Source organism: Mesorhizobium sp. WSM4306, from assembly GCF_007003975.1.
In the GTDB taxonomy this organism is placed as follows: Bacteria; Pseudomonadota; Alphaproteobacteria; order Rhizobiales; family Rhizobiaceae; genus Mesorhizobium.
The window spans coordinates 96,467-110,415 of record NZ_VFTC01000010.1 but is presented as its reverse complement, the minus strand read 5'-3'; the positions used below and the strand labels follow the sequence as shown (position 1 = coordinate 110,415).

Annotated in this window: 16 protein-coding genes and 1 pseudogene; 5 read left to right on the top strand and 12 right to left on the bottom strand. The window is 64.6% G+C overall.

Annotated elements, in window-relative coordinates; translation table 11 throughout:
• Positions 1 to 9: 9 nt before the first annotated feature.
• From mepA to FJV77_RS14425, 4 genes are all read right to left on the bottom strand, one after another.
• Positions 10 to 1,107 carry a penicillin-insensitive murein endopeptidase gene (gene mepA / locus FJV77_RS14440; RefSeq protein ID WP_142867466.1) on the bottom strand — a complete coding sequence of 366 codons (1,098 nt, stop codon included), beginning with the start codon at positions 1,105 to 1,107 and terminating at the stop codon, positions 10 to 12.
• A gap of 63 nt (positions 1,108 to 1,170) precedes the next feature.
• Entirely contained in the window at positions 1,171 to 2,073 is a 903-nt protein-coding gene (locus FJV77_RS14435; RefSeq protein ID WP_142867465.1) for an SDR family oxidoreductase, read from the bottom strand.
• Positions 2,070 to 3,224 (bottom strand): tRNA epoxyqueuosine(34) reductase QueG, encoded by a 1,155-nt coding sequence (gene queG / locus FJV77_RS14430; RefSeq protein ID WP_142867464.1) that lies wholly within the window; start codon positions 3,222 to 3,224, stop codon positions 2,070 to 2,072. Before queG ends, FJV77_RS14435 begins: the two co-directional genes overlap by 4 nt.
• On the bottom strand, positions 3,205 to 3,897 hold the full coding sequence (locus tag FJV77_RS14425) for a glutathione S-transferase family protein (protein WP_112559120.1): 693 nt from the start codon (positions 3,895 to 3,897) through the stop codon (positions 3,205 to 3,207). Before FJV77_RS14425 ends, queG begins: the two co-directional genes overlap by 20 nt.
• Positions 3,898 to 4,065: 168 nt before the next feature.
• Here FJV77_RS14425 and FJV77_RS14420 point away from each other — a divergent pair, with 168 nt between their 5' ends.
• A complete protein-coding gene (locus FJV77_RS14420) occupies positions 4,066 to 4,872 on the top strand; it encodes an undecaprenyl-diphosphate phosphatase (protein WP_142867463.1) in 807 nt (268 codons plus the stop codon).
• A 102-nt stretch (positions 4,873 to 4,974) separates the two neighbouring features.
• Here FJV77_RS14420 and FJV77_RS14415 read toward each other — a convergent pair whose 3' ends face one another.
• A complete protein-coding gene (locus FJV77_RS14415; protein WP_185970316.1) occupies positions 4,975 to 5,352 on the bottom strand; it encodes a YraN family protein in 378 nt (125 codons plus the stop codon).
• Positions 5,345 to 6,253 carry a 16S rRNA (cytidine(1402)-2'-O)-methyltransferase gene (gene rsmI, locus FJV77_RS14410; protein WP_185970315.1) on the bottom strand — a complete coding sequence of 303 codons (909 nt, stop codon included), beginning with the start codon at positions 6,251 to 6,253 and terminating at the stop codon, positions 5,345 to 5,347. Before rsmI ends, FJV77_RS14415 begins: the two co-directional genes overlap by 8 nt.
• 188 nt (positions 6,254 to 6,441) lie before the next feature.
• On the opposite strand from rsmI, the gene FJV77_RS14405 reads away from it, so the two are divergent.
• Positions 6,442 to 6,633 carry a hypothetical protein gene (locus FJV77_RS14405; RefSeq protein ID WP_142867461.1) on the top strand — a complete coding sequence of 64 codons (192 nt, stop codon included), beginning with the start codon at positions 6,442 to 6,444 and terminating at the stop codon, positions 6,631 to 6,633.
• A gap of 79 nt (positions 6,634 to 6,712) precedes the next feature.
• Here the strand turns inward: FJV77_RS14405 and FJV77_RS32910 are convergent.
• The 5 genes and pseudogenes from FJV77_RS32910 to rph all read right to left on the bottom strand — a co-directional run.
• Positions 6,713 to 6,829 (bottom strand): annotated as a pseudogene (locus FJV77_RS32910) (transporter); the annotation flags it as partial.
• A 44-nt stretch (positions 6,830 to 6,873) separates the two neighbouring features.
• The gene (gene hemW / locus FJV77_RS14395; protein WP_142867460.1) at positions 6,874 to 8,031 is read right to left on the bottom strand and encodes a radical SAM family heme chaperone HemW; all 1,158 of its coding nucleotides are present in this window, start codon (positions 8,029 to 8,031) and stop codon (positions 6,874 to 6,876) included.
• Entirely contained in the window at positions 8,031 to 8,678 is a 648-nt protein-coding gene (rdgB, locus tag FJV77_RS14390) for an RdgB/HAM1 family non-canonical purine NTP pyrophosphatase (protein ID WP_142867459.1), read from the bottom strand. The genes hemW and rdgB overlap by 1 nt, the downstream gene beginning before the upstream one ends.
• Positions 8,678 to 9,088: a VOC family protein gene (locus FJV77_RS14385; RefSeq protein WP_142867458.1), complete on the bottom strand. Its 411-nt coding sequence runs from the start codon at positions 9,086 to 9,088 to the stop codon at positions 8,678 to 8,680. Before FJV77_RS14385 ends, rdgB begins: the two co-directional genes overlap by 1 nt.
• A gap of 183 nt (positions 9,089 to 9,271) precedes the next feature.
• Positions 9,272 to 9,988 (bottom strand): ribonuclease PH, encoded by a 717-nt coding sequence (gene rph / locus FJV77_RS14375; RefSeq protein ID WP_023687552.1) that lies wholly within the window; start codon positions 9,986 to 9,988, stop codon positions 9,272 to 9,274.
• A gap of 172 nt (positions 9,989 to 10,160) precedes the next feature.
• On the opposite strand from rph, the gene hrcA reads away from it, so the two are divergent.
• From hrcA to FJV77_RS14360, 3 genes are all read left to right on the top strand, one after another.
• Complete coding sequence (gene hrcA, locus FJV77_RS14370; RefSeq protein WP_142867456.1) at positions 10,161 to 11,246, top strand: heat-inducible transcriptional repressor HrcA; 1,086 nt, start codon at positions 10,161 to 10,163, stop codon at positions 11,244 to 11,246.
• 36 nt (positions 11,247 to 11,282) lie between these two features.
• Complete coding sequence (locus FJV77_RS14365; protein WP_142867455.1) at positions 11,283 to 11,483, top strand: hypothetical protein; 201 nt, start codon at positions 11,283 to 11,285, stop codon at positions 11,481 to 11,483.
• 106 nt (positions 11,484 to 11,589) lie between these two features.
• Entirely contained in the window at positions 11,590 to 12,939 is a 1,350-nt protein-coding gene (locus tag FJV77_RS14360; protein WP_142867454.1) for a sorbosone dehydrogenase family protein, read from the top strand.
• On the opposite strand, the gene FJV77_RS14355 is transcribed toward FJV77_RS14360, so the two are convergent.
• Positions 12,918 to 13,850, bottom strand: coding sequence for a hypothetical protein (locus FJV77_RS14355; RefSeq protein WP_142867453.1), 933 nt, complete (start codon positions 13,848 to 13,850; stop codon positions 12,918 to 12,920). The genes FJV77_RS14360 and FJV77_RS14355 overlap by 22 nt on opposite strands.
• Between the last annotated feature and the right edge of the window lie 99 nt (positions 13,851 to 13,949).

The window sequence follows — 13,949 nt, the reverse complement described above, 5'->3', positions numbered from 1 at the left end:
AGTTCGCCTTTACTGTCCGACGTTTGCTGGCGGCCGTCGCCTCGGCAAGGGAATGCCGATCTCCGGCGTCGCGGTGAAGGCGTTGGCAGCGCTTGGTAGGCCCGCCGCGTTGCCGATGATGGGCGGCAAAGGCGCGTCGGGTTCCGGCGCCCTGGCCGCGATCGCCACGCCGCCGCCGCGATAGGTGACGGCTTCAACCGAGTCGGCATCGGGCTGATCGAGCACGAACTGGCATTGTTTCGGCAGGTTCGCCATCGTCATCACGTCGCGCGCCTTGGGCGCGTCCGGGTTCTTGTTGGGCCTCCACGGCTCCTCGGTGAACCACCAGGCCAGCGGCTTGCCGCAGCCGTCATCGTCGGGCGTCGCTTCCTGCCCCTTGCAATTGGGCGAACCCGGCTGGCAGCCGATGCGGATGTGGAAGTGATAGTCATGGCCCCAGAACGGCCGGATCTTGCGCAGCCAGGTGCGGTCGCCGGTGACGGTGTCGCACAGCTTCTTCTTGATGCCGGGATTGACCAGGATGCGTTCGACCTCCGGATAGCTCGCCGCCCGCTTCAGAAGCTGCGTGTGCATCGGCTTCCACAGCCTGTCCTTTACCAGATGCGTCTTGTCGTCGACCATCAACGTGGCGCTGATGTTTTCGCGCTCCTGGGTGGTAAGCTTGCGGCCGGGCATCGGCGTCAGCCAGATGTCGGCGTCGAGGCCGATCTGGTGTGAGGCATGCCCGGTCAGCATCGGGCCGCCGCGCGGCTGCGAGATATCGCCGATCAAAAGCCCCGGCCAGCCGTCGGCTGCGGCGTCGCGCGACAGTTTCTCGATCAGCGCGATCATCGCCGGATGGCCCCAGCGCCGGTTGCGCGAGGGGCGCATCACTTCCCAGTTCGAGCCGTCCATGGGCAAAGCGACACCGCCGCTAAAACAGCCCTTGGAATAAAAGCCGAAGGATTGCGCCGCCGCCACCGCCGGCAGCTTCTTGGCGCCAAACAGCTCTTTTGCCCGCGGCTCGGCCGTGATGGCGGCTGCCGCCAGCCCGGCCAGCGCCACGATCGCCAGCGCCGCCGTCAGGAACGGCCGTCTGCCGGCCAAGGATCGCATCGAAATCGTCATGAGCCCCCTCTGCACAAGCCGCGCAACTCGGCGAATCATACCACGCCCGACGCCGCGTTTCGATTATCCACCCTTCATCGGACTGCGCGGCTCGCCGTCGCGCCACGTGCCGTCAGCCCACATCCGGTCGAAGGCCTGGCGGTAGTCCGGAAAGCGGAACCGATAGCCCACCGTCTTGATCGCCGTGTTGGCGACGCGCTTGTTCTCGCCATAGAAGGACCGCGCCATGGGCGAAAGTTGGGCGGTCTCGAAAGGAATTTCCGGCGGCGGCTCGATGCCCATCAGTGAAGCGGCATAGGTGACGACATCCTGCGGCGGCGCCGGCTCGTCATCGGTTACGTTGAAAATGCCACCTTTATTGCCGCCGATGAGATGCCACAGCGCGCCGGCAATATCGTCGCAATGGATGCGGTTGAACACCTGATCGGGCTTGACCAGCCGCCGTGCGGTGCCGTTCTCCAGATTGACCAGCGCATTGCGGCCCGGCCCGTAAATGCCGGACAGCCGCAGGATTGCCACCGGCGTGCCGATCTCGCGGCCAAGCTCCAGCCAATCCTGCTCGGCATCCACCCGCATGACGGACCGCTTCGACACCGGCCGGCATGCCGCCGTCTCGTCGACCCAGCCGCCGCCATAGTCGCCATAGACACCGACGGTGGAGAGATAGCCGATCCAGCGAAGGGCAGGCATCGCCGCAATCGCCTGGCGCGCTGCATTTAGCACGGGGTCACCGGCCTCCTCCGGCGCCACCGAGATGATGAGATGCGTGGCTTTCTCCAGCGCATCGCGGATCTCAGGGGTCAGTGCGCCGTCGAACAGTAGCGGCGCGATGCCAGCCTGTTTCAGTGATTCGAGTTTTTCAGGCGAGCGCGAGGTGCCGAAAACCGTCGCCTTTTCCTCGTTGGCCCGAGCAAACGCCTTGCCGGAATAGCCGGCGCCGAAGATAAAGATCTGCTTTTCGCTCATGCATGCGCCTCAATTGGCAGCGCGGACAGCCATTCGTCGCGCACTGTCGCGTCGGTTTCGGTGTTCGAGCCGATGGCGGCCAGCTCCCTGAATTCGGCCTCCGCCACCAGCCGGGCCAGTGCCCATATGGCAGCACCCCGCACCAGCGGCGAGGCATCGTCCAGCAAAACGCGCACCGAACTGGCCAGCGAAACATCGCCGGAATTGCCAGCTGCGATCAGCACGTTACGGACAAAGCGGTCGCGGCCGATGCGTTTGATCGGCGAGCCCGAGAAGAAAGTGCGGAACGTGGCATCGTCCAACTGCAACAGCTCCGCCAGCGATGGCTCGCGCAATTCGGCGCGGGCGGCGAGTTTTGCCTCGGAAGCGGCGCGGGCGAACTTGTTCCAAGGGCAGGCGGCCAGGCAGTCATCACAGCCATAGATGCGGTTGCCGATCTTTTCGCGGAACTCGTGCGGGATCGGACCTTTGTTCTCGATGGTCAGGTAGGAGATGCAGCGTCTGGCATCGAGCCGGTAGGGCGCCGGAAAGGCGTCGGTCGGACAGGCATCGAGGCACGCGCGGCAGGAGCCGCAATGGTCCTCTTCGGCCGCGTCAGGCTCGAGTTCGGCGGTGGTGAAGATGGTGCCGAGAAACAGCCACGAGCCATGCTCGCGGCTGACCAGATTGGTGTGCTTGCCTTGCCAGCCGAGCCCGGCGGCCTCGGCAAGCGGCTTCTCCATCACCGGCGCGGTGTCGACGAACACTTTGACGTCGCCGCCGGCCCGCGCCACGATCTTGCCGGCGATCTCCTTCAGCCGGCCCTTCATAATTTCGTGATAGTCGCGGTTTTGCGCATAGACCGAGATCGCGCCGCGGTCGCGCTTTTCCAGCACGCCGCGCGGATCGTGGTCGGGGCCGTAATTCATCGCCAGCACGATGATCGAGCGCACGTCGGGCCACAGCGTCGAGGGCTCGCTGCGGCGCTCTAGCGTCTCGGCGATCCAAGCCATCGAGCCATGAAAACCGTCGGCGACGAATTCGGCGAGCCGTCCCGGCGCCAGAGGGATCGCGTCAGGCCTAGTGACGGCGACGGCATCGAAGCCGGCGCGCCGCGCCTCTGCGTCGATCAGCGCGCGCAGGGTTTCGCGTTTAGAAGTCGAGGTCCGCATAATGCGACACCGGCGACAGGCCGCGCACCCGGTCGGAGAGCAGCGGCCTAAACGAGGGCCGCGATTTCACCCGTGTGTACCATTCGCGCGCCGCGGCATGCTCGCGCCAGTCGATCTCGCCGAGATAATCCAGCACCGACAGCGTCGCCGCCGCTGCCAGGTCGGCATAGGTCACCTTGCTGCCGGCCAGCCAGTGGCGGGTGCCGGCCAGCCAGTTGGTATATTTCATGTGCTGGCGAATGTTGGCGCGTGCGGCACGGATCGCGCCCGAATCGGGCGAGCCGCCGCCCGCCGTTTCCGGCATGATAGGCTTAAGCACGCGTTCGCGCACCAGGTGCCGCGTTACCTCGCTCTCGGCTTTGTTGAGGTACCAGTCGGTCAGCCGACGGATTTCGGCGCGCTGCATCGGGTCTTCGGCAAACAGGCGCTTATCGCGCTTCAAGACGCCGCGCGTCTCGTCGAGATATTCGGCGATGACCATGGCGCCGACGATCGGCACATCCCCTTCGGCCAGCAGGATCGGCAGAGTACCGGCCGGGTTCAGCGCCAAAAACTCCTTGCGCCGCGTCCACGGCTTTTCCTCGATCAGCGCCAGCTCCTCGCCATATTCGCCAAAGGCGAGGCGAACGAAGCGGCAGGTGGCAAACATCGGGTGATGGAAAAGCGTCAGCATGGTTCCGCGATAATTCAGCGCACTGGCCAATCGCAGGGCGCACCGGTAAGTCTTGGCGGCCCGTCATGCGGCCGTCACGGTGTTGCGACCTATAGGGGGACTTCCGCGCCGTGACAAGCAAGCCATTTGCAAGCCGTTTCCTTCCGTCACTTGAATCCTGAGGTTGCCATGGATAGCCACACCATTGTCGAAGCCCTGCTGCTCGGCCTGCTGGAGGGGCTGACCGAGTTCATCCCGGTGTCCTCCACCGGCCATATCCTGCTTGCCGGTCATTTCCTCGGCTTCCATTCCACAGGTAAGGCCTTCGAGATCCTGATCCAGCTTGGCGCCATCCTGGCGATCCTCAGCGTCTATTTCCGCCGCCTGTGGCAAATGCTGCTCGACCTGCCGCATGACCGGCTGACACGGCATTTCGTCATCGGCATCTTGATCGCCTTCCTGCCGGCGGCCATCATCGGCGCGCTGGCGCATGATTTCATCAAGACCATCCTGTTCGAATCGCCACGGCTGATCTGCATCATGCTGATCATCGGTGGCGTCGTCCTGCTGGCGGTGGACCGCATGAACCTCAAACCGGTCTACCGCGACGTCGAACGGTTCCCGACCCGGCTTTACCTGCAGATCGGCCTGTTCCAATGCCTGTCACTGATCCCCGGCACGTCGCGTTCCGGCTCGACCATCGTCGGCGCGCTGCTTCTGGGCGTCGACAAGCGCGCGGCGGCGGAATTCTCCTTCTTCCTTGCCATCCCGACCATGGTCGGCGCCTTCGCCTTCGACCTGTTCAAGAACCGCAACGTCCTGACGACAGCCGACCTGCCGATCATCGCCATCGGCTTCGTCGCCGCCTTCGTCGCCGCACTGATCGTCGTCCGCTTCCTGCTCGATTACGTCTCGCGCAACGGCTACTCGCTGTTCGGCTGGTGGCGGCTGGTGGTGGGTGGCGTCGGGCTGGTGGCGTTGATGATTTGGGGGTGAGGAGCGGTCCGCGTAGCGGACGGAAAGCCAACTGCTTGGCTTTCCGAGCGACGAACGCCCTGAGCCAGCGAAGGGCGAGCAACGCTTGTCAGTAAGCCGCCCTCAACTCCGCCCATAAAACGCATTCTCGACATGCACCGGCCAGCGCCACGGCAGCACCGCAACCATGTCGAAACGCATCGACAACCGCCCGTAGTCCGGCTGGCGCGACAGCCAGATATCTGCAGCACCCTCGATACGCCGCTCGGATTCATGGCCGATCGCCTCCATCGCCTCCATCAGCGTGCGCCGCGCCTTGACCTCGACGAACAGCACCAGGTCACCGCGCCGCGCGATCAGGTCGATTTCACCGAAGCGCGTGCGATGACGGCGCGCGAGAATACGGTAGCCCTTCAGCATCAGCGCCGCTGCCGCCAGCCATTCGCCGCGATGGCCGCGCCGATTGGCCCTTTGGCGGCTGGCGCTCGGGCGCTCAGCCACCTTCGCCTTCTCCAGCGGCATCCCTGAGCTCAAGCAGCCGGCGGTACAGCGCCTGCTTCTGCCCGCCGGTCATCTTTGCGGCTTCCGCCGCTGCCTTCGAAGCCGGCATTTCGGCGGCTAGTGACAAAAGCAGCCGGTCGATGTCGGCGGGTTGGTCGGCCTTGACCTCGGCGGGACCGACGCAAATGACGATCTCGCCCTTCGGCGTGTCGGCCGCCGCATAGTGGTCGGCCAGAACCCGCAGCGTACCGGTGCGCATCTCCTCAAAGGTCTTGGTCAGCTCGCGGCCGATGGCTGCCTTGCGCTCGCCACCCAGCGCCTCGACCATGGCGACCAGCGTCTCGGCCAGCCGGCGCGGCGATTCGAAGAAGATCAGTGTTGCCGGCACCGTCTTGAACGTCTCCAGCTTGGTCAGCCGCTGCCCCGCCTTCACCGGCAAAAACCCGGCGAACAGGAAGGCGTCGGACGGCAGGCCCGACGCCGTCAACGCCGCCAGCGGCGCCGACGGGCCGGGGATCGGCACGACGCGCAGGCCGCGTTCCTGTGCCTCGCCGACCAGCCGGTAGCCGGGATCGGAGATCAGCGGCGTGCCCGCATCCGAGATCAACGCCACACTCTGCCCGGCCTCAACCGCTGCGATCAGCTTCGGCCCTGCCTCTTGCGCATTGTGCTCGTGATAGGCGGTGGTGCGGCGGCGGATGCCGTAGCGGTCGAGCAGCACGCGCGAGACGCGGGTGTCCTCGCAAGCGACGATGTCGGCGGCGGCCAGCGTTTCCAGCGCGCGCAGCGTGATGTCGGCGAGGTTGCCGATCGGCGTCGCCACCAGATACAGCGCCGGCTCCAGCGGCCGGGCCGGCATCTCGGTCTGGCCGATCACATAGCTGCGTTTTTCGCCGGTCACCGCTCATTCTCCGTTCGGCCCTGTTTGGCACGGCGCAGGCCCGGTTGCAAAACGCCTGGCGTCCAGGTCCGAACCTCACGCCCCAAATCTCACGCGGAAGTAATCCGGCCGCCATGTCTTTGCCATAGTGGGGAACGAAACCGTGGCCGGCGGATTGAATACCTGAGTCTCTTGAGGAGGAGGACAGGATGGACAGCCTCAAATTGCAGGACGTTTTCGAGCCCTACTATGCCGGGCGCAAGCGCGTGCCCGCGCCAAAGGACAAGCGTCTGCTTGCCAAGAGCGACACCAGCCTGACCAGGCGGGCCATCACCCCCTTGCCGACGAATGTCAGGCTTTCCGACAATCAGCCCCAGCCAAGCAGCACGACGGAGCACTGACCGGACGATGCCCAATCGCTTCGATATCTTCATCACCCGTCTTGAAACCAAGAGCGCCAGAGAAGGCGTGCCGCCGCATCCGATGAACGACCAGCACAGCGTCCGCCGCGACAAGGCCGACGCCAAGCCAGTTCGCGCCGGTCAGTCGCTCGCCGAGAAAGATCGCACCAAACACCGCCACAAGCACGATGCCTAGAGCACGCGGTAGCTAAGCAATTTCAAGAGGACGTTTCTCAAGGGTTACCGCGCCAGATCCGCCACCACGGCATCGAGCACGATCATGCCGGCCGGCGTGGCGCGCAGCCTTGCATTGCCGATCGGCGCCACCAGCCCCTCGTCCTGCAGCACCGACAGCCGCGCGCTGGACAGGCCGCGCCCGGAAAACGCCTCGTAACGGGTGAGGTCGATGCCCTCGGCCAGCCTGAGCCCCATCAACAGGAACTCGTCGGCCTCCTCCGAACGCGTCAAGACTTCGCCGCCGGTGACGCCATGGCCCTTGGCCTCGACCAGATTGGCCCAGGTCTCCGGCATCCGCTCGGCGATGGTGACGGTGCGGTGGCCGTTCTCAATGAAGCGGCCATGCGCGCCCGGCCCGACGCCGACATATTCGCCATAGCGCCAGTAGGTCAGATTGTGCCGGCTCTCGGCGCCCGGCTTGGCGTGGTTGGAAATCTCATAAGCTGGCAAACCATGCGCCGCGGTGACCTCCTGCGTCAGCGCATAGAGGTCGGCCGCCCGGTCATTGTCGGGAATGGTGAATTTGTGTGCCGCATGCAGTGCGTGAAATGGCGTGCCTTCCTCGATGGTCAGCTGGTAGAGCGACAGATGGTCGGCGGCGTGGCCAATCGCCTGTTCGAGCTCCGCCTGCCAGGCGTCCAGCGTCTGGCCGGGACGGGCATAGATCAGATCGAAGGAGAGGCGCGGAAAAATCTCCCGCGCCAGGCCAATGGCATGCAGCGCCTCGTCGACATTGTGCAGCCGGCCGAGAAAACGCAAATCCTTGTCGTTCAGCGCCTGCACGCCGAGCGACACCCGGTTGACGCCGGCGGCGCGATAGCCGCGAAAACGCTCGGCCTCGACCGAGGACGGGTTGGCTTCCAGCGTCACCTCGATGCCATCGGGCACGGTCCAGTTCTTGGCCACCGCATCAAGCACCGCCGCCACCGTCTGCGGCTGCATCAGCGACGGCGTGCCGCCGCCGAGAAAAATGCTGGTCACCTCGCGCGGTCCGGTGCGCCCGCGCATCGTCGCGAGCTCGGTCTCGAAGGCGTGGGCAAAGCGCTGCTGGTCGACCGGCTGGTGGCGGACATGGCTGTTGAAGTCGCAATACGGGCATTTGGCCGCGCAGAACGGCCAGTGGACATAGACGCCGAAGCCCGGGCTGCGGTCCAGCGGCATCAGGTTGAGCCTAACCTGGCGCGGGCGAATTTCTGGAAGGCGCGGGCGCGATGCGACAGCGCGGTCGGCTGGCCGGGCTTCCAGCCATGCTTTTCCTCGGCGCTCATCTCGCCGAACGTCTTGTCGAAACCGTCGGGCAAAAACACCGGGTCGTAGCCGAAGCCGAGCTCGCCGCGCGGCGGCCAGACCAGCGTGCCCTTGGCCTCGCCGCGATAATATTCAGCCTCGCCGTCGGGAAAGGCGAGGCAGATGACGGCAACGAAGTGGCCCTTGCGCTGAGCCGGCTCGGCCGCGCCGACCTCCTGCAGCGCCACTTCCGTGCGCTGCATGGCCATGCCGAAATCGCGCGTGCCTTCCGGGGTTTCGGCCCAGTTGGCGGTGTAGACACCCGGCGCGCCGTCAAGCGCGTCGACGCAAAGGCCCGAATCGTCCGACAGCGCCGGCAGGCCTGTGGCTTTAGCCGCCGCAACAGCCTTGATGTAGGCGTTTTCCTCGAAGGTGGCGCCGGTCTCGTCCGGTTCCGACAGCCCGTAGTCCTTGGCCGATTTCGCCTCGAATCCGAACGGACCCATCAAATCGGCGAATTCGCGCAGCTTGCCTTCATTGTGGCTGGCGACGACGATCTGCTTTCCATCGAGAGAATGCATCAAAGGCCCCAGATCCGTGGCTCGGCGAATTCGATCGAATTGCCCGAGGGGTCGCGTATATAGATCGAACGCCCACCTTGCGGCCATTCGAATTCGCTTTCGATGGCGATGTTTTTCGCCTCAAGCTGCGCCTTCCAGCGGGCGAACTCATCAGCGCTTGCGGCAAAGCAAAGATGACCCTCGCCGACCGTGCCATGCGGCGGCACTTTCAGCCGCGCATCCGGCGCCGGCGGGATTTTTGTGGCTTCGGCGTTGAAGAGGAGGAGAACGCCAGCGCCGCAGCGGAAGAAGACGTGACGGTTTTCGACCTTGCCGAGTGGTTCGAGGCCGATCACATCGCGGTAGAAGATTTCGGCCGCATGCAAGTCGGTGACATAAAGCGCGGACTCAAGAATAGCGGAGGGAGTCACGAGGCGCCCCCCTCTGCCCTGCCGGGCATCTCCCCCACGAGGGGGGAGATCAGGCTCCATCGCGGATTTTGCCAATCACTTGCGCTGGACGCGTGAACGGAGCGCCGAAGCTGCCAATCTCCCTCCTTGTGGGGGAGATGTCCGGCAGGACAGAGGGGGGCACTCAAGCTCGACATTTCGAAATTACGCCACAGCCATCTGTTGCAAACTCACCAGCCGCTGGATGCCCTTCTTCGCCAGCCCCATCAACTCCGCGAACTGGCCTTCCGAAAAAGGCTCGCCCTCGGCGGTGCCCTGGATCTCGACGATGCCGCCCTTGCCGGTCATGACGAAATTGGCGTCGGTGCCGGCGGACGAATCCTCGACATAGTCGAGATCGATGACCGGCTGGCCGTCATGGATGCCGCAGGAAATCGCCGCGACATGGTCTTTCAGCACTTTGGCAACGCTGGCCATCTGCCGCGCTTCCATCCAGCGCAGGCAATCGTAAAGCGCCACCCAGCCGCCGGTGATCGAGGCCGTGCGGGTGCCGCCATCGGCCTGAATGACATCGCAGTCGACGGTGATTTGCTGTTCGCCGAGCGCCTGCAAATCGACCACGGCGCGCAAGCTGCGGCCGATCAACCGCTGGATCTCCAGCGTGCGGCCGCCTTGCTTGCCGGCCGAAGCCTCGCGGCGCATGCGTTCGCCGGTCGAGCGCGGCAGCATGCCGTATTCGGCGGTCACCCAGCCCTTGCCGGAATTGCGCATCCAGCCCGGCACCTTTTCCTCCAGGCTCGCCGTGCACAGCACATGCGTGTCGCCGAATTTCACCAGGCACGACCCCTCGGCGTGTTTGGACACGCCACGCTCGAAGGAGATGGCGCGCATTTCGTCGGCTTGGCGCTTGGAGGGGCGCATCGAGGCCTCTTTCTGTTCTTTTTGCGGTTGCGTCGGCGGCTTGTAGACGCATGCAGCCCATGGCGCAAAGGAAAATGGCCGCAAACGCGGCAGCCCGCGATCGCAAGAGCGACGCCGGGTTGCGCGGGGGTGATGGAAGTCTATATCCTTGGGACGGAGGTTTTTGGCCCGAATGACCAAGGCAGTCACCGAACCCAGTCTGCTGGCGCCCGCGCTGCAGTCGCTCGACATGCGCTCGCGCGACATTTTCCGGCGCATCGTTGATTCCTACCTCAAGGATGGTGAGCCTGTGGGATCGCGCAGCCTGTCGCGCATCCTGCCGTCGTCGCTGTCGCCGGCCACCATCCGCAACGTGATGAGCGATCTCGAACATCTCGGCCTGATCTATGCCCCGCACATCTCGGCCGGGCGGCTGCCGACACAGACCGGCCTGCGCTTCTTCGTCGATGCCTTCATGGAACTCGGCGATCTCTCCGACGAGGAACGCCGCGTCATCGAGGCCCAGGTGCGCGCCTCCGGCTCGGGCGCGACGCTGGAACACATGCTGACCGAAGCCAGCCAGATGCTGTCGGGCATGTCGCGCGGCGCCGGGCTGGTGCTCGCCACCAAGAACGAGGTGGCGCTGAAGCATATCGAATTCATCCAGCTCGAGCCGACCAAGGCGCTGGCCGTGATGGTGTCGCAGAACGGCGACGTCGAGAACCGCGTCGTCGACCTGCCGGCCGGCATCACCGTGTCGCAGCTGCACGAAGCCTCGAACTTCCTCAACGCTCATATCAGGGGCCGCACGCTGGCCGAGGCGCGCATAGAGATTGCCCGCATCAAGGACGAGACCCGGGCCGCCCTCGACACGCTGTCGCAGGATCTGGTCGAGAAAGGCCTGGCGGTATGGGCCGGCGCCGACAGCGGCCTGCCGGCGCGCCTTATCGTGCGCGGCCGCGCCAACCTGCTCGAAAACGTCACCGCCCAGGCCGACATCGAATTGCTCAGGCACCTGTTCGAGGATCTGGAGACGCAGGACGGGCTGATCCAGCTGCTCGACCTCGCCGAAGAGGGGCCTGGCGTGCGCATCTTCATCGGTTCGGAAAACAAGCTGTTTTCGCTGTCGGGCTCGTCGCTGGTGGTGGCGCCCTACCGCGACAAGGACGCCCGCGTCGTCGGCGCGCTCGGCGTCATCGGCCCGACCAGGCTGAATTATGCCCGCATCGTGCCAATGGTCGACTACACTGCCCAATTGATTACCCGGATGTTGAGATAAGTACGAAGCCGGGATCACCGCAAAGGAGGGCGCAGAATGGCGCTTGAATCGTTCAAGGCCCAGATCAGCCTGCTGCTCGAGGAAATGGTCAACCAGCCGGAAGACGAGCACGAGATCCAGGAGCAGCTGCGCGAAAAACTCCGCGAAATGCGCGCCATGGGCCTGCCGCTGCCGGACGATCTCGTGAAGCTGGAAAAGCGTCTCGATGACGATCTGGACGTCGAAGAGGAAGGTTGAGCGGTTCTGCCTTGAATCTGTGCCCGCACGCTTCTCTTTTGCGGCACGCGCACAATATCTCCTCTGTGCACCACGCGCCGAGCGGCGTGAATTCGAGGAGAACAGCATGGTTCGGATTGCCGGCTTGGCGGGCCTTGCCCTGCTTGTGGCCACCAGTGCCTTCGCACAGCAGGCCGATCAGCCGCTGCTAACGGGCAAAGACGCCTTCGGCGATTGGAAAGCCGACAAACCGGGCGTGCGCCGGCTGATCAAGCCGGATGATCTGCAAAAGCCCTATCTCACCGAATCCGCCTCCAACGGCGCCGGCCTCGGTGATCGGCCGGAAGGCACCAAGCCTGTCCTGCCGCCCGGCTTCTCGGCCGAAATGGTCGCTTCCGGTATCGCCAATCCGCGCGTGGTGCGCGTGGCACCCAATGGCGATCTGTTCGTCGCCGATAGCGACGCCAACCAGATCCGCGTCTATCGACTGACCAAGGGCAGCGCTAAGCCTGCCGAGCAAGGAATCTTTGCCGGCGATCTCAACCAGCCCTACGGCATCGCCTTCTACCCGCCGGGTGACAAGCCGCAATGGGTCTATGTCGCCAACAACGACAGCGTCGTCCGCTTCGTCTATCGCGACGGCGACCTGAAGGCCTCAGGCGAAGCGGAGACGATCGTGTCCAGCATCCCATCGGGTGGCCACTGGACCCGCGACATCGCCTTCTCGCCCGACGGCAAGGCGCTGTATCTCTCGGTCGGTTCCGGATCGAATGTCGCCGAGGGCATGGAGAAGGAACCGGATGGCGGCCTCGATACCTGGGCCAAGTCCATGCCGCTCGGCGCCGCCTGGGGCGACGAAGACGGCCGCGCCGACGTCCTCGCTTTCGACCCCGACGGCAAGAATGGCCGCATCCTCGCCACCGGCCTGCGCAATTGTTCAGGGATGACCGTGCAGCCGGCGACCGGGGCGCTCTGGTGCGTCGTCAACGAGCGCGACGGGCTGGGTGACAATGTCCCCTTCGAATACGCCACGTCAGTCAAGGACGGCGCCTTCTACGGCTGGCCCTGGTATTACATCGGCGCCAACGAAGACCCGCGCCACAAGGGCGCGCGGCGTGACCTCGCCGGCTCGGTCACGGTGCCGGACGTTCTGATGCAGGCGCATTCGGCGCCGCTCAACATCGCCTTCTATGACGGCGGCAATTTTCCCGCCGAGTATCGGGGCGATGCCTTCGTCGCCCTGCACGGCTCCTGGAACCGCGGTGTACGCACCGGCTACAAGGTGGTGCGGTTGAGATTCAGCGATGGCAAGCCGACCGGTGAATACCAGGATTTCGCCACCGGCTTCGTCCTCTCCGATGACACCGTCTGGGGCCGGCCGGTCGGCGTCGCGGTGGCCAAAGACGGCGCGCTCATCCTCACCGAGGATGCCAATGGCACCATCTGGCGCATCATTCATGTCGACGGACCGTCTTGAGCCCACCGATTTGGCAAAGAGCTGCCCCAGTGCACGTCCCGATGTATCACCTTGGGATAGGTATGGATGACCTCGGCCGCTGAAGCGCGGTCGTCGAAACCGGTATCCCTGAGATTGAAGAGGCCGACCGAGCCGAAGGACTTCTTCGCCCCTTGCGCGAAGCGGCTGTCGCTGAAGTCGTGTTCGTAAAGCGTCACCGTGACGTGGCCGGCATTGAGCTTCGGCACGTAAACGCTGCTGATCGTGTCGTTGGCGACGCCCAGCTGGTTGACGTTGAAGCGATAGACGTCCTGCACCATGCGCCGGGCCGCATTGCCATTGATCATCCAGTATTCGCGGCGCGATGCGCGGTTCTGGTCGACAAGCTTGAGCGCTGCCTTGCGGCCAAGCCCGAGCCAGTGTTCGAACACCATCACTTCCGCGCCCCATGGATAGGGATAATTGGACTTGTCGATGATGCGCGGCACGCCGGTGTCGGGGATCTCGTTGGTGTCGACATAGTCCAGCCATTGCAGCTGGAACGAGGCTTCCACGTTGAGGTCGCTGTTGCGCGGATCGGCAGCAATGATGCGCCAGTCGGAAACCGGCGGATATTTGGTGTCGAGGTCGATGGTGAATTCGCCCTTGGCCGTGTCGTCGGGGTCCGGGGAGTCGCGCCCCAACGCGACCAGCCGCACCTTGAAGCGGTTGTTGACGACCAGCGGATAGATCATCGGATGAACCGGGTGAGCGCCGGGGTTCCGGCTGTCGGTAAAGTACCCAGGCGCTGGGACGATATCGCTCGCGCCCTTGTCGAACAGGCTGAAGGCCTGCCGCCCCTCGAACCACAGATACCATTCCAGCTCGTGCCCGCGCGCCTCGGAATAGGGCTTCCATTGCATAAGCTGGATGTGAAGTCGTTTCGCTAGCATGGGCAGCTCCTGTCGGTGTAGCTGCGCAAGAACGCAGCTATTAGGGATTGCAACGTGCGGTGGGGCGGATGGGGGATAGCCGCTCTTCCTCGGCGCGTA

Excerpts from the sequence above, each read along its gene's own strand:
- mepA (WP_142867466.1), bottom strand. The coding sequence starts at position 1,107 with ATGACGATTTCGATGCGATCCTTGGCCGGCAGACGGCCGTTCCTGACG.
- FJV77_RS14435 (WP_142867465.1), bottom strand. The coding sequence starts at position 2,073 with ATGAGCGAAAAGCAGATCTTTATCTTCGGCGCCGGCTATTCCGGCAAG.
- queG (WP_142867464.1), bottom strand. The coding sequence starts at position 3,224 with ATGCGGACCTCGACTTCTAAACGCGAAACCCTGCGCGCGCTGATCGAC.
- FJV77_RS14425 (WP_112559120.1), bottom strand. The coding sequence starts at position 3,897 with ATGCTGACGCTTTTCCATCACCCGATGTTTGCCACCTGCCGCTTCGTT.
- FJV77_RS14420 (WP_142867463.1), top strand. The coding sequence starts at position 4,066 with ATGGATAGCCACACCATTGTCGAAGCCCTGCTGCTCGGCCTGCTGGAG.
- FJV77_RS14405 (WP_142867461.1), top strand. The coding sequence starts at position 6,442 with ATGGACAGCCTCAAATTGCAGGACGTTTTCGAGCCCTACTATGCCGGG.
- hemW (WP_142867460.1), bottom strand. The coding sequence starts at position 8,031 with ATGCCGCTGGACCGCAGCCCGGGCTTCGGCGTCTATGTCCACTGGCCG.
- rdgB (WP_142867459.1), bottom strand. The coding sequence starts at position 8,678 with ATGCATTCTCTCGATGGAAAGCAGATCGTCGTCGCCAGCCACAATGAA.
- rph (WP_023687552.1), bottom strand. The coding sequence starts at position 9,988 with ATGCGCCCCTCCAAGCGCCAAGCCGACGAAATGCGCGCCATCTCCTTC.
- hrcA (WP_142867456.1), top strand. The coding sequence starts at position 10,161 with ATGACCAAGGCAGTCACCGAACCCAGTCTGCTGGCGCCCGCGCTGCAG.
- FJV77_RS14365 (WP_142867455.1), top strand. The coding sequence starts at position 11,283 with ATGGCGCTTGAATCGTTCAAGGCCCAGATCAGCCTGCTGCTCGAGGAA.
- FJV77_RS14360 (WP_142867454.1), top strand. The coding sequence starts at position 11,590 with ATGGTTCGGATTGCCGGCTTGGCGGGCCTTGCCCTGCTTGTGGCCACC.
- FJV77_RS14355 (WP_142867453.1), bottom strand. The coding sequence starts at position 13,850 with ATGCTAGCGAAACGACTTCACATCCAGCTTATGCAATGGAAGCCCTAT.